The sequence below is a fragment of the Phyllobacterium ifriqiyense genome, assembly GCF_030817885.1.
GTDB classification, from domain to species: Bacteria; Pseudomonadota; Alphaproteobacteria; order Rhizobiales; family Rhizobiaceae; genus Phyllobacterium; species Phyllobacterium ifriqiyense.
The window spans coordinates 1,101,535-1,119,983 of the sequence record NZ_JAUSZT010000003.1; the positions used below are offsets into that span (position 1 = coordinate 1,101,535).

Consider the following 18,449-nt stretch of genomic DNA (forward strand, 5'->3'; position numbering starts at 1 on the left):
CCGCCTTCGGGCGGCTTTTTCCGTTCATGGCATAATGCCTGGCAAATGGATGACATCCCCATGGCATTGAATTCCCCGAAAGACATGTCGCGTTTTCAGCGGCGCAGGCGTTTGGTTGTTGCGGGCATCACTGCACTTGTCCTCATGGCTCTTTTGACAATCCGTTCGGCATGGCTGGATGATTGGGCGCATGAATATATCGAGGATATCGGCGTGGGCATGATCGTCCTGTCAATTCTCGGGCGAATGTGGTGCACGCTCTATATTGGCGGGCGCAAGAGCGCTGAAATTGTGCGGCTCGGCCCCTATTCGATCAGCCGGAACCCGCTTTATGTGTTTTCTGCGCTGGGCGCTGCGGGTATCGGCATGATGACCGGTAGTCTGATCGTGGGGGTGGCTCTTTCCCTCATCTGTTATGCGGCCTTCCACTTTGTCATTCTTGCCGAGGAAGGCTACCTTGAGCGGAATTTTGGCGAGACCTACATATCCTATAAACGCGCTGTGCCGCGATTTTTCCCGAATCTATCCATTTATAGGGAAAGTGAATTATTGAGCGTCAGGGCATCCATGCTGTATAAGACGCTGGCTGACGGGCTGGTATTTTTTGTGTCATACCCCTTGTTGGAATTTGTTGAATATCTGCAATCGACCCATGTTTTGCCGGTTTTGTTGCGGCTTTATTGATAAATTCAGCAGCGCTGCAGGATTCAACAGTTGCGCTTTTGGTGTCTTCTGGTAAGAAGCACCCGTTCAAACCGCCCGGCAGGGCATGCCGTGGCGGTTTTACATGCTTTCAGGCTTTGGTCGGCCTGAAGTCAATCAAGAGGTGGTTGTTTCTTTGAAATGACGCAAGCCTCAATAAATCAGGAGTAGCAAAATGCCCAAGATGAAGACCAAATCTGCTGCCAAGAAACGGTTCAAGATTACCGGAACTGGCAAAATCAAAGCCGCCGCCGCTGGCAAACGCCATGGCATGATCAAACGTTCGAACAAATTCATTCGTGACGCTCGCGGAACCATGGTTCTTGCTGATGCCGATGCGAAAATCGTGAAGAAGTTCCTGCCTAACGGTCTCTGATCCGGGCAACGTTATCCATCCTAAGTTAAGGAGATCATATCATGGCACGTGTAAAACGGGGCGTTACGTCCCACGCCAAGCATAAAAAAGTTCTGAAGCAGGCCGAGGGTTTCCGCGGTCGCCGCAAGAATACAATCAAGACCGCCAAGGCTGCTGTCGATCGTTCGAAGCAATATGCCTATCGCGATCGCAAGAACAAGAAGCGCACATTCCGCGCTCTCTGGACACAGCGCATCAACGCTGCTGTGCGTGAGCATGGTTTGACATATAGCCGCTTCATCGATGGTCTGACAAAGTCGGGCATCGAAGTTGACCGTAAGGTTCTTTCGGATCTCGCGATCCATGAGCCTGAAGCATTCGGTGCAATCGTGGCTTCTGCCAAGAAGGCGCTCGAATATCTTAAAGATACCACACCGAACGCTTTTGAAGGCGCTGTCCGCTAAGTCCAGCCGCCGCTCCCAAAGCATTCGAAAATTTAAGTTTGGGAAACCCGCGCTGGCTCGGCTGGCGCGGGTTTTTCGATTTTTAACGCCGCTCTGTTCTGCAAGGAAAAAGCGGCATCCGACATGTCACTGTAGAATAACAGGTGAAAAGCCATGGATGAGCTTACACAATTGGAAAGCGCCCTTGCCGCGCAGATCGATACTGCCAACGATGAAGCCGCGATTGAGGCCGTTCGCGTAGCGGCGCTGGGCAAAAAGGGGTCTATCTCCGAAAAGCTGAAATCGCTTGGTTCCATGTCGCCGGAAGAGCGCCAGAGCCAAGGCCCGGCAATCAACGGCTTGAAGAATCGCATTACTGAAGCACTTAGCGCTCGCAAGACGATGCTCAAGGATGCTGCAATAACCGAGCGTCTTGCCAGGGAAAAGCTTGATGTGACGCTTCCCTTGCGAGCTTCTCCAGCAGAGCGCGGTCGTATTCATCCGATCAGTCAGGTCATTGACGAAATCACGGCGATCTTCGCCGATATGGGTTTCGCTATTGCCGAAGGTCCGGATATCGAGACCGATCACTATAATTTCACGGCGCTCAATTTTCCCGAAGGCCATCCGGCTCGCGAAATGCACGATACGTTTTTCTTCAATCCAGATGAGAAGAATGACCGGCGTGTGCTGCGTACCCACACGAGCCCTGTGCAGATCCGTACCATGGAAGCGCAGAAGCCGCCGATCCGCATTGTCATTCCGGGCAAGACATACCGGATGGATTCCGATGCCACCCACTCGCCCATGTTCCATCAGGTCGAGGGGCTGGTCATCGACAAGACGGCCAATGTCGCCAATATGAAATGGGTGCTTGAAGAATTTTGCAAAACTTTCTTCGAGGTCCCATCCTTGAAGATGCGATTCCGTCCGTCCTATTTCCCTTTCACCGAGCCATCGCTGGAAGTGGATATCCAGTGCGACCGCTCCGGCAAGGAAGTGAAGTTCGGTGAAGGCAATGACTGGATGGAGATTCTCGGCTGCGGCATGGTGCATCCAAATGTACTGCGTCATGGCGGATTGGACCCGGATGAGTATCAGGGCTTTGCCTGGGGCATGGGCATTGATCGCATTGCCATGCTCAAATATGGCATGCCCGATCTTCGTGCCTTCTTCGATGCCGATGTACGCTGGCTGTCGCATTACGGCTTCCGTCCGCTCGACATGCCAACCCTGTTTGGAGGTCTGAGCGCTTAAGGCGCGGCAGAACCGACCGAGATATCGGGCCTAGCCCGAATAATATTGAGAAACGAGTGAAATCATGAAATTCACACTCTCCTGGCTGAAAGATCATCTTGAGACGCAAGCCTCGCTGGATGAAATCGTCGAAACCCTGACCATGATCGGTCTTGAGGTCGAGTCTCTCGACGACAAGGCAGCGCTTAAGCCATTTGTCATCGCCAAGGTTCTGACCGCTTCAAGGCACCCGGATGCGGACAAGCTGCAGGTGCTCACCGTTGATACGGGCGACGGCAAGCCGCTTCAGGTTGTATGCGGTGCACCCAACGCGCGTGCCGGATTGATTGGAGCCTTTGCAGCGCCGGGCGCCTATGTGCCGGGTATCGATATCACGCTTTCGGTCGGCAAGATCAGGGGCGTGGAGAGCCACGGCATGATGTGCTCCGAGCGTGAGCTGGAAATGTCCGATGAACATAATGGCATTATTGATCTGCCTGCTGATGCCCCTGTCGGCACGAGCTTTGCCGCCTATGCTGGCCTTGATGATCCGGTCATCGAGATTAACCTGACACCGAACCGCCCGGATTGTACCAGTGTCTATGGCATCGCCCGCGATCTGGCTGCCGCTGGTCTTGGCACGCTGAAAACACCTGCGATTGAACCTGTAAAAGGCACAGGTGCGCCGCAGGTCGAAGTAGCTTTGGACCTTAAGGGCGAAGACTATCTGTGCCCGGGCTTTGCATGGCGCACCGTCAAGGGTGTCAAGAATGGCACAAGCCCGAAATGGTTGCAGCAACGTCTTATCGCTATTGGCCTGCGTCCAATCAATGCGCTGGTTGACATCACCAATTACGTCACGTTTGACCGTGGCCGCCCGCTGCATGTTTTCGATGCGGATAAGGTCAAGGGCCAGCTGACGGTCCGCCGCGCCCGCGACGGTGAAACGATCCTTGGTCTCAATGGCAAGGATTATACTTTGAGCCCGGAGAATGTCGTTATCGCTGACGACAACGGGGTAGAATCCATTGCTGGCGTCATGGGCGGCGAGCACTCCGGTTGTGACGAAAACACGGTCAATGTCGTCATTGAGTCCGCGCTATGGGACGCGATGAACGTTGCTCGCACGGGCCGCACGCTCGGTATTATCACCGATGCCCGCTATCGCTTTGAGCGCGGTGTTGATCCTGAGCAGATGATCCCGGGTGTTGAACTTGCTGCGCAACTGGTTCTTGAGTTCTGCGGTGGCACGCCGTCTGAAACCAAGGTTGTGGGCTACAAGGGCCACACTCCTAAGATGGTCAAGTTCCCCGCATCTGAAGTCAAGCGCCTGACTGGTATCGACGTGCCGGCCAAGACCAGTCTCGATATCTTGTCCCGCCTGGGTTTCGTGCCGCAGGGTACAGGCGAATTTGTTGATATCGTGGTGCCGTCATGGCGCCCGGATGTGGATGGCAAGGCCGATCTGGTTGAAGAAGTCATGCGTATTCACGGTATCACTCTGATTGAGCCGCAGCCGCTGGTCAGCCACGCCGCAGTCAATGGCAAGATTTTGACGACTTTGCAGATCCGCACGCGCAATGCCAAGCGAGCACTCGCGTCGCGCGGTATGATGGAAGCTGTCACATGGTCATTCATTTCGGAAAGCGCTGCTAAAGCCTTTGGTGGCGGAAAGCCGGAGCTTAAATTGAGCAATCCGATTGCCGCCGATATGTCCGACATGCGTCCTTCCTTGTTACCCGGCCTGCTTGCCGCTGCTCAACGCAATGCGGATCGCGGTTTCAACGATCTCGCATTGTTCGAGGTTTCCGGCACTTATGAAGGCAATGCTCCGGAAGACCAGCGCCGCGTTGCGGCAGGTGTTCGTCGTGGCACGGCTCGTTTCGAGGGAACTGGTCGCCACTGGTCAGGCAATGCTTCGCCCGTTGGCGTATTCGATGCCAAGGCCGATGCCATTGCGGTTCTGGAGGCATGCGGTGCACCCGTCGACAAGTTGCAGATCGAGGCAGGCGGTCCAGCATGGTATCATCCAGGCCGGTCCGGCACGATCAAGCTTGGTCCAAAAGTCATCCTTGGCACATTCGGCGAATTCCACCCGAAAACTCTGGAAACACTGGATGTCGGCGGCAATCTTTGCGGCTTCGAAATCTTCATTGATGCGATACCGGAGCCGAAGCAGAAAGCCACCCGGACGAAACCGGCGCTCAACCTTTCTGACTTGCAGCTTCTACGCCGCGATTTTGCTTTCGTCGTCGACAAATCTGTCGAAGCTGGCACCATTGTCCGTGCGGCATTGAGCAGCGACAAGAAGCTGATTGTCGGCGTGCAGGTATTTGATCTGTTCGAGGGCGCTTCGCTGGGCGAGGACAAGAAGTCCGTGGCTATTGAAGTGGCGATCCAACCACAGGAGCGCACCTTGAACGATGAGGATCTCGACGCGCTGACCAAGCGCGTGGTCGAAAGCGTTGCCAAGCAGACAGGCGGCGTATTGCGCGGGTAAGCCTTGCTCCCCATCGGGGGAGAGAAATTGTGAGAGAGGGGGCAAATCACCCCCCCCTCTCTTACCCTGCTGATACTATTTCTGGATCACCTTCCAGTTCTTGTAGAATATCGAGTTGCTGCCTTTCAGGATCACACCCATGAATGTGACGATCGCGGCAAAAAACCCCGGCATGTATGACGGGCGCAATATATCGACAAATAGGCAATAGCGCGTCTGATCGGTCTGGTTGACGGATTGATGCATCAGCGTGTCATCAAAAATAAACAGCTTGTCATCCTTCCAGTAGCTGGTGGTATCGCCGCACCAGATATAGGCAGTCCGGTCATTCATATCGTTGATATTGTAAAGCACGCGGATTGTTGCCCGGATCGGGCCGAAATGCTTTGAAGTCGAGTTCTTCTTGTTGAACACAGAAACGCCAATCGTCTTCACGAAGTCATAGTGCTCATAAAATGAAGGGACATTGGCAAAGCTTGGCTGGTCTTTGCCATACCATTTGAAGAAGAACATGCTGCGGCCTTGCTGTTCTGCCCGCTGCTGCAATTGTCCTATAATGTTTTCCTTCTGTGTCGCGGTGATCAGGCGCTTCACTTCCGCCTGATAGGCTGGCGGCAGATCTTGCAATTTGTAAACGCCCTTGTTCCTGTAGGGCAAAGAAAGAATATCGAGCAGGATGTTCAAGGGCGATAGCAGCCAGGTGAACAGTCCATTGCCAAAGAAATATTGTTCGACGACCTGGAGTTTCAGGTTTTTGTTACGGGCCAGATCATAAAGACCGCAGGCGAGATAGAAAAATTCGAGATAAGGAATGAAGAAGGCGAGAAAGGTGAGAATTACGATTCCGGCAATCCAGCGCCGAAGTGACTTTCTGGTGGATTTTTCCATGATATTCCAGCTTTTGAAGGCCCGACCATCGATGAATATACAGGGGTGGCTGGCGTGTGTTGGGGACAAACAGGACAATAAATTTTTGTATATTGCGCGCTGACTCCAAAGCGAAACAGAACAGCGGCGGTGAATATGAGTGCGGCCGGTTTCTGGCAAGACTAAGGCAGACGAGCGGCTGGTTTGCTCATCTGCCTTAGGCAATTCAGGCCGCTTGCAAATGCTTCAATCCGTTCCATTCGATCAAGGCAAAGACAGCAACCACGGCAGTAACGGCAACAGTTGCGACCACACCCAGCGACGTAAAGGCAGAGGGCATCAGCACCAGGATCGCCGGGACGCAGATGACCCATAGCAAGTCCGCTATAAAGACAAAGCCGACGAGAGGTCGCGACCGGGTTTTCCACTGAGCTATCATGCCAACGTCAGCGGCGAAAAGCAGAAGCGCAATGCCAAGTCCCAGGACCAGCCAGCTCGGTGCGCCGGGCATGAGATATTGCGTGGCAAGCTCGGAAAATACGGAAAGTCCAAGTCCGGTTACGCCGGTCAAAACGGCATTGGTCATCATGCCATCTTTCAGATTGATCTGTATCATGTCGCTCTCCTTTGTTGCGTTGATGAGGCAAGCATGTCAATTTGACGTAAGCAAAACAATTACCTTGGAGGTAATGGATATCCCAGCGGGCCTAAGTCAGGTTTGCCAAAAGGAGAATGGCATGGAGTTCGGCGATCATCTGAAGCAATGGCGCTCGCACAGGCACCTGAGTCAGATGGACCTTGCCCTTGAGGCGGGCATTTCCTCCCGGCACTTGTCATTTCTTGAAACCGGACGTTCCCGGCCCTCGGAAGGCATGATCATCCGCATTTGCGAAGCGCTTGACCTGCCTTACAGAATACAGAACGAGCTCTTCAGTGCTGCCGGTTTCGCGCCGCGTTATTTCTCGGCGGAGCGGGACGGACTGGCAGGATTGCCTGTTCTGGTCCGCGACACGCTGCATCTGATACTGACAAAACATGAACCATGGCCCGCCGTCGCTTTTGATGCCGACCACGATATTCTTGCTGCCAATGCGGGGTTTGCTGCTTTGGCGGGTGCGCTCGGCATATCGGTCGCGCCGGGAATAAACATTCTGGCGCTCGTGCTTGAGCCGGGTCCTGTACGGCAGGCAATGACCAACTGGCCGGAAGTTGCCCTGCTCTTCCTGAAAAGAGCGCGGAATGAAGCCCGTCTTTATGGGCCGAAAAGCGGTTTGGCGCAGCGCCTGGCGGTCTATGAAAATGATACGGAGATTTCCGCTTTATTACGCAACGATGAAGGCGAGAGAAATCCACCGCCAATTATCACAGCCCGATTACGGCTTGGCGATACGGAGACAAATTGGATCACGACGCTTACGTCATTCGGTTCAGCGCAAGAGGTTTTGACGGAGGGAATTTTCATCGAGCAGTATTTTCCTGCCGATGACGCAACGCGCGCCATTGCCGATAGTACGGGCCGCTGATCGTTCAGCGCATTGTCAGCTTGCCGGTGCAGATACACGCCTGAAACCAGGAGTGAATTGATGCATGTTTTGCTATTCGTGCTGGCCGTTACCACGGTGCTTGGAAGTATGATTGGCGCAATCCAGACGGGGGCCCAATTTTGGCAAGGTGGTTTGATCGGCGTGTTCGGCCTGTCTGCTATTGAGCTGTTCTACATCATCATGTCGGTCATTTATCCCAGCCTTGCCTCAAACCCGGTGTTGGCAATTATCGTGTTTCTTGTCGCTGTTGAATTTGCAGCGTCCCATGTGGTTTTAAACAGGAAGCAGACCGCCGGAGTGGCTGGTGGCGCATTGATGCTCACAACCATTTCCGGTGTGTTTCTCGCGGTATAGACAGGTCTTCAAATCGCGCTACCTATTGCCGGACTTGATTGTGACACAAGGTTCGGAAAAGCTTAGCTGCAAATGCTAGAGCAAGGATCTTGGCGACATGCGTATCCGCGAATTGCAGGAAATTCGGTATGACGAAAGGACAGCGACATTAAAGTTCTCTGGTCTGAATCCGTTCAAGAAACACAGGAGCGTCAGGGTTGTCATTGACGATCCCGAAATGTTTCTCAACGCCATAAAGAAGGCGCTTGTCGATCCGGACGGCAACAGTATTCCGCTTGATCCGACAGAGATTCAAAAATAAGCAGGGGCGCTGATTGCCCAGCGCCCCGCATTTGTCGTTTAGCCGTTCACCAAGGCCAATGCAGCTTCCGTGTAGCGACTCCCGGCCACCTGATCCGGCGTTAAAGCACCGCCGATGCGGATCAGCTCAGCTTCTGTCAGCTTGATGTCGGCGGCGGCAGTGTTTTCCTCCAGGTGCTTGATCTTGCGGGCACCGGGAATAGGCACGATGAAGTCGCCCTGATGGAGCACCCAGGCAAGCGCCAATTGCGCTGCTGTCACGCCCTTATCGGCAGCCAGCCCCTTCAATGTTGCGATCAGTGCGGCATTGGCGTTCATGTTTTCCGTTTGAAAACGCGGCAATGTCTTGCGCCAATCGTCAGCGCCAAGTTCGTCAGGCTTGTTGATCGTCCCGGTCAGGAGGCCACGGCCAAGCGGGCTGTAAGGCACAAAGCCGATTCCGAGCTCACGGCAAACTGCAAATACTTCGTCTTCCGGCTCGCGGCTCCATAGGGAGTATTCGCTTTGGACCGCAGCAATGGGATGCACCTTGTGGGCGCGGCGGATCGTGGCGGCGCTTGCTTCCGATAGGCCCAGCGCCTTCACCTTACCCTGCTGGACCAGTTCGGCCATGGCTCCGACTGTTTCCTCAATAGGAACATTGGGATCCACCCGATGTTGGTAGAACAGGTCAATCTGTTCAATACCCAGTCGTCCGAGCGAGGACTCGGCAACAGCCTTCAAATGTTCCGGTCGGCTATCGACGCCTATCATGCGGGCGGCGCCTTCACCCTCATCGGCAATCTTGAATCCGAATTTGGTGGCGATCACAACCTCGTCGCGGCGGCCCTTGAAAGCCTTGCCAAGCAGAATTTCATTGTCGAACGGACCATATACCTCGGCAGTATCGAAGAATGTAACGCCGATATCGATAGCGCGGTGAAGGGTGCGGATCGCATCCGCTTCGTCCTGTCCGCCATAGGCAAATGTCATGCCCATGCAGCCGAGACCGACCGCTGATACGTTAAGATTGGTTCCAAGTTTACGCTGTTCCATCACTTATCTCCTTTTACGCAATTCCTGACGGAAAACCGCTTCGCTGAAATTGCCTGGTGTGGTGAAGCAAACATAGGTCGTAAATTGCTGTTCGATAATTCGCTTAAAATTTCACAGCTTGTTCTATATTATAGATCAATGGATCGTTCTCATTTGCCCCAACTCGCCATTTTCACCACTGTCGCCGCCTGCGGTGGTTTTCGCGGTGCCGCCAAGGAGCTTCGCATTGCGCCTTCGGCGGTCAGTCATGCCATAGCCGCGCTGGAGCAATCGCTGGGGGTTCGATTATTGACCCGCACCACGCGCAGCGTCGCCCTGACGGATGAAGGGGCGATGCTGCTGAAGCGCTTGAAGCCTGCCCTTGGTGAGATCGACCTGGCGCTGGGTGCAGTTAAAGAAGCCAATAATCGTGTGGCAGGCAATCTGAGGCTCAGCGTACCGCCCTTCGCCGCGCATTGGCTGCTGGGTCCAAGACTCGCGGATTTTAGCCAGACCTATCCCGGAATCACGCTGGAATTGCGGGTGGAGGAACAATTCAATGATATCGTTGCCGCTGGCATGGATGCGGGCATGCGGCTCGGAGAGAGCCTGGAATCGGACATGATCGCTGTGCGCATGAGCGATACGATTTCTGGAAGTGTCGTTGCTACGCCGGACTATTTCAAACGCAATCCGGTGCCGTTACACCCGAGAGACTTGCTCAATCATCGCTGTATCCGCCGCCGGTTTTCCAGCGGCCAAGTCTATCGCTGGGAGTTTGAAAAAGGCGTGGAAGAAATCGTCCTTGATGTCGATGGCCCGCTTATTCTGGGTGATGACACGCTGGTTCTTGAAGCAGTGCTTGGCGGCGTGGGCATTGCTTTTCTTTTGGAGCATATGGTGCCCAAAGCAATTGCCGACGGGCGGCTGCAACGCGTTTTGGAGGATTGGTGCACGCCATTTCCCGGCGTCTATCTTTATTACCCCAGCCGCAGGCAAATGCGTCCGGCACTGCGCGCATTTATCGATTTCTTCAAATATACCGGTTGAGCGGTCTTTCCTTCCGTAACCGAAATACAATAGGGTGCTGACCGCCTATCGGGCCGGTCATAGAAGGAGTTTGCATGTTTCGCTGGGGTATTCTGTCTACTGCCAAAATTGGCGTCACCGTGGTTATTCCCGCCATTTGCGATGCGGAAAATTCGGTTCTATCGGCCGTTGCCAGCCGTGACTTGTCGAAAGCACGCGCGGTGGCGGATCGTTTTGGCGCTCCCCATGCATTCGGCTCCTACGAGGAAATGCTCGCCTCCAAGGATATTGACGGCGTCTATATTCCCTTGCCGACCTCGCAGCATGTCGAATGGTCGTTGAAGGCAGCCGAAGCTGGAAAGCATGTCCTGTGCGAAAAGCCGATTTCGCTGCATGCCGATCAGATCACCGCCTTGCAGCATGCCCGCGATACGCATGGCGTCTTGATTTCAGAAGCCTTCATGGTCACCTATCATCCGCAATGGCTGAAAGTTCGTGAGTTGGTGCAGGGTGGAGCCATCGGAACCTTGCGTCAGGTTCAGGCAGCGTTCACCTATTTCAACAAGGATGCGGGCAATATGCGCAATCAGCTATCGCTGGGTGGCGGTGCCTTGCCCGATATTGGCGTCTATCCGACTGTTGTCACGCGTTTCGTCACCGGCAAGGAGCCGCTTCGGGTGAGCGCCACAGTCGAGCGTGACCCGGATTTCGGCACGGACCGCTATGCCAGCGTCCGTGCTGATTTTGATGGTTTTGAACTGGGTTTCTATGTCGGGACCCAGCTTGCGTCGCGCCAGTCCATCGTTTTTCATGGCGACAAGGGCTATATCGAGGTCCTGGCGCCGTTCAACACAGGCAAGTACGACCACGCAAAGGTTTGGCTGCATAACGCGGCACATGACGGTGCGCAGGAATTCAACTTTGGTGGCGTCAACCACTACAGGTTGCAGGTCGAGGCATTTGCCCGCGAGGCCCAAGGCGAAAAAGCCGGTGTGTTTTCGCTGGAAGATTCGGTACGGAATCAAAAGCTCATTGATGCCGTTTATCGCTCCGACAAGAGCGGCAAGTGGGAAACCGTCTGACGACTCTTATAAGTAACCGCATAAAACGGGCTGAAAACCCCATTTTATGTGTCTTTTTGGGCTATTAAGGGTGTAAATGCACTGCTTCTTACTTGCATGGCAATTTACCCCTTCTTATATAGCCCTCAACACTGTAAGGAACTGCCCGCCCCGGCAGCCCTGATTTTGTTAAACCCTAGGGGCTGCCCGTATGGAATGCTCGGCAGAGGTCCCGGCAGCCTGCTGAATGGAGAAGAGTAATGGCTAAAGTTATCGGTATTGATCTGGGTACGACCAATTCCTGCGTTTCCGTTATGGACGGCAAGAGCGCGAAGGTCATCGAAAATGCAGAAGGTGCACGTACAACGCCTTCGATCATCGCTTTTACGGATAGTGATGAGCGCCTTGCTGGCCAGCCGGCCAAGCGTCAGGCTGTAACAAATCCGGAAGGAACCGTTTTTGCGGTCAAGCGCCTTATCGGCCGCCGCTACGAAGACCCGACTGTTGCCAAGGACAAGAAGCTTGTTCCTTATGAAATCGTCAAAGGCGATAATGGCGACGCTTGGGTAGAAGTGCACAAGAAGAAGTATTCGCCTTCGCAGATCTCTGCAATGATCCTGCAGAAGATGAAAGAAACAGCCGAAGCCTATCTGGGCGAAAAGGTTGAAAAGGCCGTTATCACCGTTCCGGCTTACTTTAACGATGCCCAGCGTCAGGCAACCAAGGATGCCGGTAAAATTGCCGGTCTTGAAGTTCTGCGTATCATCAACGAACCGACTGCTGCTGCTCTGGCCTATGGCCTCGACAAGAAGGAAGGCAAGACCATTGCCGTCTACGATCTTGGCGGTGGTACATTCGACGTATCCGTTCTGGAAATCGGCGATGGTGTCTTCGAAGTTAAGTCCACCAATGGCGATACATTCCTTGGCGGTGAAGATTTCGACATGCGTCTCGTTGAATATTTCGCAGCCGAGTTCAAGAAGGAACAGGGCATCGACCTGAAGAACGACAAGCTTGCTTTGCAGCGCCTCAAGGAAGCTGCCGAAAAGGCCAAGATCGAGCTTTCCTCGTCGCAGCAGACTGAAATCAACCTGCCATTCATCACGGCAGATGCTTCGGGTCCAAAGCACTTGACCATGAAGCTGTCGCGCTCGAAGTTCGAAAGCCTCGTTGACGATCTGGTCCAGCGCACGGTTGAGCCATGCAAGGCCGCGCTCAAGGATGCAGGCCTCAAGGCTGGCGAAATCGATGAAGTGGTCCTCGTCGGCGGTATGACCCGCATGCCGAAGATTCAGGAAATCGTCAAAGCCTTCTTCGGCAAGGAACCACACAAGGGTGTGAATCCGGACGAAGTTGTTGCCATGGGTGCTGCCATTCAGGCTGGCGTTCTGCAGGGCGACGTCAAGGACGTTCTTTTGCTCGACGTAACGCCATTGTCACTCGGCATCGAAACACTTGGCGGCGTGTTCACACGTCTGATCGAACGCAACACCACGATCCCTACCAAGAAGTCGCAGACTTTCTCCACGGCTGAAGACAATCAGTCCGCCGTGACGATCCGCGTCTTCCAGGGCGAGCGTGAAATGGCTGCCGACAACAAGTCGCTCGGTCAGTTCGATCTCGTTGGCATTCCACCGGCACCACGCGGCATTCCGCAGATCGAAGTCGGTTTCGACATTGATGCGAACGGTATTGTCAACGTTTCGGCCAAGGACAAGGGCACTGGCAAGGAACATCAGATCCGTATTCAGGCATCGGGCGGTCTTTCCGACGCCGATATCGAGAAGATGGTCAAGGACGCCGAGGCCAATGCCGAGAGCGACAAGAAGCGCCGTGAGGCCGTTGAGTCGAAGAACCAGGCTGAAGCTCTGATCCATTCGACTGAAAAGTCGCTGAAAGATTATGGCGACAAGGTTTCGGCTGAAGACAAGGGCTCCATTGAGACCGCCCTTGCCGAGCTGAAGACCGCTGTCGAAGGCGATGACGCTGAAGACATCAAGGCCAAGACGCAAGTTCTTGCCGAAGTTTCGATGAAACTTGGTCAGGCCATGTATGAAGCCTCACAGGCTGCGGAAGCTGGCGAAGGTGCTGAAGCCGATGCGACTGCAAAGGCAGATGATGATGTTGTCGATGCCGATTTCGAAGAGATCGACGAAGACGGCAAGAAGAAGTCTGCCTGATCCTAACGCCCAGCGTTTAACGAAAAGCCCGGCCATTGAGCCGGGCTTTTTGTTTGCTCGGCGGTCAAGCTGGAACGGCCTTCGAAGTTCAAGAAAAATTTGGTCGTTCGATTTGCCGCGTTATTGATTGGCTGGCTTGGCGCAGATTGTTGCCACATAAACGCTTTAAACGGCAAATATGCGCCATTTGATTAGAATCAATGTAAGTTAACTATGGCATTTACGGGCGTGAGCACCTAAATACCGCTCTTGAACGAGCTTCTGCGGAAGTTCTGGCGATCCCATGGAACGAGTATTTGGATGAAGGCTGACTATTACGAAACCCTCGGCGTAGGCAAAGGCGCTGATGAGAAAGAGCTGAAGAGCGCTTTCCGTAAACTGGCAATGCAATTCCACCCTGACAAGAATCCGGGCGATGCCAATGCCGAGCACAAGTTCAAGGAAATCGGCGAAGCCTATGAAACGCTGAAAGATCCGCAAAAGCGCGCGGCCTATGATCGCTTCGGTCACGCTGCCTTTGAAAATGGCGGCATGGGCGGCGGTGGTTTCGGTGGCGGCGGTAGCGGTGGCTTTGCCGACATATTTGAAGACATTTTTGGCGAGATGATGGGCGGCGGACGCCAGCGCCGTTCTGGTGGCCGCGAGCGTGGTGCGGACCTGCGCTACAATATGGAAATCACGCTTGAAGAAGCCTATGCAGGCAAGACGGCGCAAATCCATGTCCCGACATCGATTACTTGCGACGAATGCTCCGGCAGTGGTGCCAAGCCCGGCACGCAACCGTTCACATGCGGCACCTGTAGCGGTTCCGGCCGCGTGCGTGCAGCTCAGGGTTTCTTTTCCATTGAACGCACCTGCCCGACCTGTCATGGCCGCGGCCAGATTATCAAGGACCCTTGCCCGAAATGCAGCGGCCAGGGACGTATCACCGAAGAGCGTTCTCTCTCGGTCAATATTCCAGCCGGCATTGAAGATGGAACACGCATTCGCCTCACGGGTGAGGGCGAGGCAGGACTTCGGGGCGGCCCCTCAGGCGATCTTTATATTTTCCTCTCGCTGAAGCCACATGAATTCTTCCAGCGCGATGGTGCCGATCTTTATTGCAAAGTCCCGATCTCGATGACTACAGCCGCGCTTGGCGGACAGTTCGAGGTGGCGACACTGGACGGCACCCAGACGCGCGTCAAGATTCCAGATGGTACGCAAAACGCCAAGCAGTTCCGCCTGAAAGGCAAAGGCATGCCGGTTCTACGGCAACCCGCCATGGGCGATCTCTATATTCAGATCGCAATTGAAACCCCGCAAAACCTCAACAAGAAGCAGCGCGAATTGCTGGAAGAATTCGAACGCGTTTCTTCGCAGGACAATAGCCCGCAATCGACAGGCTTCTTTTCCCGCATGAAGGATTTCTTTGAGGGGTTGAGCGAGTAGTTTATTGAGTTTTTCGCAAGTTGCAGCCTTGCATCTATCGTCGGTTGCGTCATAAATTGTTCTTGCTGCGACGGAGGAATGGCATGTCACGACCACTGGGCAAGAAGTTTGCCGAAAAATTCGGCGAGGAAATCCGCTTCTTCAAGGGTTGGATGCATGGGCCGAAGGCTGTCGGGTCAATTTTGCCGACAAGTTCTGTCACGGCTCGCCGCATGGCAAGTGTCATCAATCCGCATTCCGGCCTTCCTGTGCTGGAGTTGGGGCCGGGCACGGGCGTTATTACCAAAGCCATTTTGAAGCGCGGTGTAGAGCCATCCGACCTTTACTGCGTTGAATATTCAGCGGATTTTGCTGAACATTTGCGAGAAGATTTTCCAGGCGTAAACATTATCGAAGGCGATGCTTTCGATCTGGATACGACCCTTGGCGACAAGCGTGACCAGAAGTTTGATTCGGTCATTTCGGCGGTGCCCTTGTTGAACTTCCCCGTCGGCGACCGCGTTAAAATCATCGAAGATCTGTTGCGCCGTATCCCCCATGGCCGCCCGGTCGTTCAGATCACCTATGGCCCCATGTCGCCTGTTCCTGCTGGACGCGGTAATTACAAGGTCGAACATCTCGACTTCATTATCCGCAATGTGCCGCCAGCCCGGCTTTGGGTGTATCGGCGCGCCGATTAGGTTCTTTCCTGTTGGCCGTTTCTGTGCGATTGGAATACGATCAACAGAAAAGGTGATTTGTCATGACGAATGCGGCTTTGCGCGAGCGCCTGATCGTGGGCCTTGATGTGCCTACGGTTGAAGTGGCCAATGAGGTTGTCGGCGAACTTGGCGATATGGTGACCTTCTATAAAATCGGCTATCAGCTGGTATTTGCCGGGGGATTGGATTTTGCATCTGACCTGGTCCGGTCGGGCAAAAAAGTCTTTCTGGATATGAAGCTTCTCGATATCGACAATACTGTCGCCAAGGGCGTCGAGAATATTGTTAAAATGGGCGTGTCGATGCTCACCTTGCATGCTTATCCGAAGGCCATGAGGGCAGCGGTCGAAGCAGCGCACGGATCGGATCTGTGCTTGCTCGGTGTCACTGTTCTGACTTCGATGGATGGGCAAGACCTCATTGAGGCCGGTTACGCCGACAGTCCCGAAGCTCTTGTTCTAAAGCGCGCAAAACAGGCCGCCGATGCCGGCATGGGCGGCATTGTGTGCTCTGCCGCCGAAGCATCGGGCGTACGCGAGATTGTCGGGCCGAAACTCAATATTGTGACACCGGGTATCCGCCCGGCAGGTGCGGATGTTGGAGACCAAAAACGGGTAATGACACCTGCGGATGCGCTTCGTGGCGGGGCGACACATCTTGTGGTCGGGCGTCCAATTATTGCCGCGCAAGATCGGCGTTCAGCGGCTGAATCGATATTGAGCGAAATGGCAAACGGATTTGCGCCAGCATAAGCTCGATTAGGATGGGATGTGATTCTCAAATCGAGCTAATGGCTGGAAATGAGAGCACAGTCTCAAGCTGTAAGAGTAACCAATTGCAGAAGGTAGAGGGACTATGGCCAAGGGATATTGGATAGCACGTGTCGACGTTCGGGATGCTGAACGGTACAAGGATTACGTCTCGACGGCAAAACCGGCCTTTGAAAAGTTTGGCGCCAATTTCCTGGCACGGGGCGGTCCATTTCACACATTGGAAGGGCAAGCCCGTGGCCGCAATGTCGTGATCGAGTTTCCGTCGGTCCAAGCAGCATTGGATTGTTACAATTCGCCGGAATATCAGGCGGCTAAAGCAATTCGGCAAAGCGTAGCTGACGCTGAAATGCTGATTGTCGAGGGCGCTTGACGCTTTAACTAATAATTTCAATGGTTTCCAGCCATGCCGGGCTAAGGCATTTTTATCCGGCCTTAGCCGTTTGTTGCATTGCAATATTACCAAAACCGGATAGGCTCACTGATCAATCAAGAACTTTTTCACCTGTGAGTGAGATGCTCTTTAGGTTGCAGTTGTGCTGATGGATCGGATGGTGGAATGTTTTACCAGCTTTATGAACTCAACCATGCGGCGCTTCAGCCCTATCGCGCTCTGGCTGACGCTACCAAGTTGTTTTACGACAACCCGTTGAATCCATTGTCACAAACGGTTTTAGGGCGTTCGATTACTGCTGGCTGCGAGCTGTTTGAGCGCGCCACGAGAGCCTATGCAAAACCAAAGTTCAACCTTCCGACGACTGTCGTTGATGGCGTTGAAACGGAAATTCGCGAGAAAACGGTCTGGTCAAAGCCATTCTGCAACGTGGTTCATTTCAAGCGCTCATTGTCGGCAAAACGGGCTGCCGATCCCAAGATCTTGATCGTGGCTCCCATGTCCGGGCACTATGCGACTTTGCTGCGCGGCACAGTCGAGGCCTTGCTGCCGGATGCCGAGGTTTACATTACCGATTGGGTCGACGCGCGCACTGTTCCTTTGAGCGAAGGTTCTTTCGATCTTGACGACTATATCGATTATGTCATCGAAATACTTCATGCATTGGGCGAGGATACCCACGTTGTCGCGGTCTGCCAGCCCTCTGTGCCCGTGCTTGCTGCCGTGGCAGTCATGGAAGCCAATGGCGATCGGTTTGCCCCGTCGAGCATGACGCTGATGGGCGGGCCAATTGATACCCGCAAGAATCCGACAGCGGTGAACAAGCTTGCCGAAGAAAAGGGCATCGACTGGTTCCGCGAAAATGTAATCATGTCTGTTCCATGGCCGCATGCCGGTTTCATGCGCGATGTATATCCAGGGTTTTTACAGCTTTCCGGGTTCATGAGCATGAATCTCGACCGGCATATTACTGCCCACAAGGAATTTTTTGTGCACCTAGTCAAGGAAGATGGCGATTCCGCAGACAAGCACCGGGAGTTCTACGATGAATATCTTGCGGTTATGGATCTGACAGCCGAGTTTTATTTGCAGACTGTGGATACGGTTTTTGTGCGCCAGGCTTTACCAAAAGGGGAGATGACGCATCGCGGCCTGCCGGTTGACCCATCTGCGATTCGCAATGTGGCGCTTCTGACTGTTGAGGGAGAGAACGACGATATTTCGGGCGTGGGTCAGACAAAGGCCGCGCAAACGCTATGCGTCAATATCCCTGAAGACATGCGGCTACATTATCTACAGCCCAAGGTTGGCCACTACGGCGTTTTCAATGGGTCGAGATTCCGCGCTGAAATCGCGCCGCGGATCGTCAAATTCGTCAATGACCACGCACAGGCAAAACGTCAATCAAATGTAACACCCATCACGCGACGCGCTTGATACGAGCGGAAACGTCGGGCGGGTTGGAGATTAGTTTGCCGACTTACAAAGCGCCCGGCGCTCTGGCAAAATTAGCAGCATCATCCAAATAGTCCATAAGATAAGGGCCGCTTGATCAGCGGCCCTTTCTC

Annotated in this window: 19 protein-coding genes; 16 read left to right on the top strand and 3 right to left on the bottom strand. The window is 53.9% G+C overall.

Annotation, left to right across the window (positions count from 1 at the left end; translation table 11 throughout):
• Positions 1 to 66 precede the first annotated feature (66 nt).
• The 5 genes from QFZ34_RS12985 (at position 67) to pheT (ending at position 5,236) form a co-directional block, all read left to right on the top strand.
• Complete coding sequence (locus tag QFZ34_RS12985; protein WP_307286297.1) at positions 67 to 684, top strand: methyltransferase family protein; 618 nt, start codon at positions 67 to 69, stop codon at positions 682 to 684.
• 193 nt (positions 685 to 877) lie between these two features.
• Positions 878 to 1,078 (top strand): 50S ribosomal protein L35, encoded by a 201-nt coding sequence (gene rpmI / locus QFZ34_RS12990; RefSeq protein WP_008127399.1) that lies wholly within the window; start codon positions 878 to 880, stop codon positions 1,076 to 1,078.
• A 41-nt stretch (positions 1,079 to 1,119) separates the two neighbouring features.
• Entirely contained in the window at positions 1,120 to 1,521 is a 402-nt protein-coding gene (gene rplT / locus QFZ34_RS12995) for a 50S ribosomal protein L20 (RefSeq protein ID WP_008127401.1), read from the top strand.
• A gap of 153 nt (positions 1,522 to 1,674) precedes the next feature.
• The gene (gene pheS / locus QFZ34_RS13000; protein ID WP_307281603.1) at positions 1,675 to 2,757 is read left to right on the top strand and encodes a phenylalanine--tRNA ligase subunit alpha; all 1,083 of its coding nucleotides are present in this window, start codon (positions 1,675 to 1,677) and stop codon (positions 2,755 to 2,757) included.
• 64 nt (positions 2,758 to 2,821) lie between these two features.
• The gene (pheT, locus tag QFZ34_RS13005; RefSeq protein ID WP_307281606.1) at positions 2,822 to 5,236 is read left to right on the top strand and encodes a phenylalanine--tRNA ligase subunit beta; all 2,415 of its coding nucleotides are present in this window, start codon (positions 2,822 to 2,824) and stop codon (positions 5,234 to 5,236) included.
• A 75-nt stretch (positions 5,237 to 5,311) separates the two neighbouring features.
• On the opposite strand, the gene QFZ34_RS13010 is transcribed toward pheT, so the two are convergent.
• Together QFZ34_RS13010 and QFZ34_RS13015 are read right to left on the bottom strand one after the other, a co-directional pair.
• The gene (locus tag QFZ34_RS13010; protein WP_307281610.1) at positions 5,312 to 6,124 is read right to left on the bottom strand and encodes an aspartyl/asparaginyl beta-hydroxylase domain-containing protein; all 813 of its coding nucleotides are present in this window, start codon (positions 6,122 to 6,124) and stop codon (positions 5,312 to 5,314) included.
• A 205-nt stretch (positions 6,125 to 6,329) separates the two neighbouring features.
• Positions 6,330 to 6,719: a hypothetical protein gene (locus tag QFZ34_RS13015; RefSeq protein ID WP_307281613.1), complete on the bottom strand. Its 390-nt coding sequence runs from the start codon at positions 6,717 to 6,719 to the stop codon at positions 6,330 to 6,332.
• Between the two features lie 121 nt (positions 6,720 to 6,840).
• Between QFZ34_RS13015 and QFZ34_RS13020 the strand changes: the two genes are divergently transcribed.
• From QFZ34_RS13020 to QFZ34_RS13030, 3 genes are all read left to right on the top strand, one after another.
• Positions 6,841 to 7,626, top strand: a complete 786-nt coding sequence (locus tag QFZ34_RS13020; RefSeq protein ID WP_307281616.1) for a helix-turn-helix domain-containing protein — start codon at positions 6,841 to 6,843, stop codon at positions 7,624 to 7,626.
• 60 nt (positions 7,627 to 7,686) lie between these two features.
• Positions 7,687 to 8,001 (top strand): hypothetical protein, encoded by a 315-nt coding sequence (locus QFZ34_RS13025; RefSeq protein WP_115054548.1) that lies wholly within the window; start codon positions 7,687 to 7,689, stop codon positions 7,999 to 8,001.
• Positions 8,002 to 8,098: 97 nt separating this feature from the next.
• On the top strand, positions 8,099 to 8,302 hold the full coding sequence (locus tag QFZ34_RS13030; RefSeq protein ID WP_307281622.1) for a hypothetical protein: 204 nt from the start codon (positions 8,099 to 8,101) through the stop codon (positions 8,300 to 8,302).
• Between the two features lie 38 nt (positions 8,303 to 8,340).
• On the opposite strand, the gene QFZ34_RS13035 is transcribed toward QFZ34_RS13030, so the two are convergent.
• Complete coding sequence (locus QFZ34_RS13035) at positions 8,341 to 9,336, bottom strand: aldo/keto reductase (protein ID WP_307281625.1); 996 nt, start codon at positions 9,334 to 9,336, stop codon at positions 8,341 to 8,343.
• Positions 9,337 to 9,474: 138 nt separating this feature from the next.
• On the opposite strand from QFZ34_RS13035, the gene QFZ34_RS13040 reads away from it, so the two are divergent.
• The 8 genes from QFZ34_RS13040 to QFZ34_RS13075 all read left to right on the top strand — a co-directional run bounded on the left by QFZ34_RS13040 (position 9,475) and on the right by QFZ34_RS13075 (position 18,318).
• Entirely contained in the window at positions 9,475 to 10,365 is an 891-nt protein-coding gene (locus QFZ34_RS13040; protein ID WP_115054798.1) for a LysR family transcriptional regulator, read from the top strand.
• A gap of 74 nt (positions 10,366 to 10,439) precedes the next feature.
• Complete coding sequence (locus QFZ34_RS13045) at positions 10,440 to 11,426, top strand: Gfo/Idh/MocA family protein (RefSeq protein WP_307281628.1); 987 nt, start codon at positions 10,440 to 10,442, stop codon at positions 11,424 to 11,426.
• Positions 11,427 to 11,665: 239 nt separating this feature from the next.
• Entirely contained in the window at positions 11,666 to 13,585 is a 1,920-nt protein-coding gene (gene dnaK, locus QFZ34_RS13050) for a molecular chaperone DnaK (RefSeq protein ID WP_115054552.1), read from the top strand.
• Positions 13,586 to 13,885: 300 nt separating this feature from the next.
• Positions 13,886 to 15,016 carry a molecular chaperone DnaJ gene (dnaJ, locus tag QFZ34_RS13055; protein ID WP_307281632.1) on the top strand — a complete coding sequence of 377 codons (1,131 nt, stop codon included), beginning with the start codon at positions 13,886 to 13,888 and terminating at the stop codon, positions 15,014 to 15,016.
• 83 nt (positions 15,017 to 15,099) lie between these two features.
• Positions 15,100 to 15,696, top strand: coding sequence for a phospholipid N-methyltransferase PmtA (gene pmtA, locus QFZ34_RS13060; RefSeq protein ID WP_115054554.1), 597 nt, complete (start codon positions 15,100 to 15,102; stop codon positions 15,694 to 15,696).
• 62 nt (positions 15,697 to 15,758) lie between these two features.
• Complete coding sequence (gene pyrF / locus QFZ34_RS13065; RefSeq protein WP_115054555.1) at positions 15,759 to 16,469, top strand: orotidine-5'-phosphate decarboxylase; 711 nt, start codon at positions 15,759 to 15,761, stop codon at positions 16,467 to 16,469.
• Positions 16,470 to 16,572: 103 nt separating this feature from the next.
• Positions 16,573 to 16,860, top strand: a complete 288-nt coding sequence (locus tag QFZ34_RS13070) for a DUF1330 domain-containing protein (protein ID WP_115054556.1) — start codon at positions 16,573 to 16,575, stop codon at positions 16,858 to 16,860.
• A gap of 186 nt (positions 16,861 to 17,046) precedes the next feature.
• The gene (locus QFZ34_RS13075; RefSeq protein ID WP_307281645.1) at positions 17,047 to 18,318 is read left to right on the top strand and encodes a polyhydroxyalkanoate depolymerase; all 1,272 of its coding nucleotides are present in this window, start codon (positions 17,047 to 17,049) and stop codon (positions 18,316 to 18,318) included.
• Positions 18,319 to 18,449: the final 131 nt, after the last annotated feature.

Excerpts from the sequence above, each read along its gene's own strand:
- pmtA (WP_115054554.1), top strand. The coding sequence starts at position 15,100 with ATGTCACGACCACTGGGCAAGAAGTTTGCCGAAAAATTCGGCGAGGAA.
- QFZ34_RS13015 (WP_307281613.1), bottom strand. The coding sequence starts at position 6,719 with ATGATACAGATCAATCTGAAAGATGGCATGATGACCAATGCCGTTTTG.
- QFZ34_RS13025 (WP_115054548.1), top strand. The coding sequence starts at position 7,687 with ATGCATGTTTTGCTATTCGTGCTGGCCGTTACCACGGTGCTTGGAAGT.
- QFZ34_RS13020 (WP_307281616.1), top strand. The coding sequence starts at position 6,841 with ATGGAGTTCGGCGATCATCTGAAGCAATGGCGCTCGCACAGGCACCTG.
- rpmI (WP_008127399.1), top strand. The coding sequence starts at position 878 with ATGCCCAAGATGAAGACCAAATCTGCTGCCAAGAAACGGTTCAAGATT.
- QFZ34_RS13040 (WP_115054798.1), top strand. The coding sequence starts at position 9,475 with ATGGATCGTTCTCATTTGCCCCAACTCGCCATTTTCACCACTGTCGCC.
- QFZ34_RS13070 (WP_115054556.1), top strand. The coding sequence starts at position 16,573 with ATGGCCAAGGGATATTGGATAGCACGTGTCGACGTTCGGGATGCTGAA.
- pheS (WP_307281603.1), top strand. The coding sequence starts at position 1,675 with ATGGATGAGCTTACACAATTGGAAAGCGCCCTTGCCGCGCAGATCGAT.
- QFZ34_RS13075 (WP_307281645.1), top strand. The coding sequence starts at position 17,047 with ATGTTTTACCAGCTTTATGAACTCAACCATGCGGCGCTTCAGCCCTAT.
- dnaJ (WP_307281632.1), top strand. The coding sequence starts at position 13,886 with ATGAAGGCTGACTATTACGAAACCCTCGGCGTAGGCAAAGGCGCTGAT.
- QFZ34_RS13035 (WP_307281625.1), bottom strand. The coding sequence starts at position 9,336 with ATGGAACAGCGTAAACTTGGAACCAATCTTAACGTATCAGCGGTCGGT.
- QFZ34_RS13030 (WP_307281622.1), top strand. The coding sequence starts at position 8,099 with ATGCGTATCCGCGAATTGCAGGAAATTCGGTATGACGAAAGGACAGCG.
- pyrF (WP_115054555.1), top strand. The coding sequence starts at position 15,759 with ATGACGAATGCGGCTTTGCGCGAGCGCCTGATCGTGGGCCTTGATGTG.
- QFZ34_RS13045 (WP_307281628.1), top strand. The coding sequence starts at position 10,440 with ATGTTTCGCTGGGGTATTCTGTCTACTGCCAAAATTGGCGTCACCGTG.
- QFZ34_RS13010 (WP_307281610.1), bottom strand. The coding sequence starts at position 6,124 with ATGGAAAAATCCACCAGAAAGTCACTTCGGCGCTGGATTGCCGGAATC.
- dnaK (WP_115054552.1), top strand. The coding sequence starts at position 11,666 with ATGGCTAAAGTTATCGGTATTGATCTGGGTACGACCAATTCCTGCGTT.
- rplT (WP_008127401.1), top strand. The coding sequence starts at position 1,120 with ATGGCACGTGTAAAACGGGGCGTTACGTCCCACGCCAAGCATAAAAAA.
- pheT (WP_307281606.1), top strand. The coding sequence starts at position 2,822 with ATGAAATTCACACTCTCCTGGCTGAAAGATCATCTTGAGACGCAAGCC.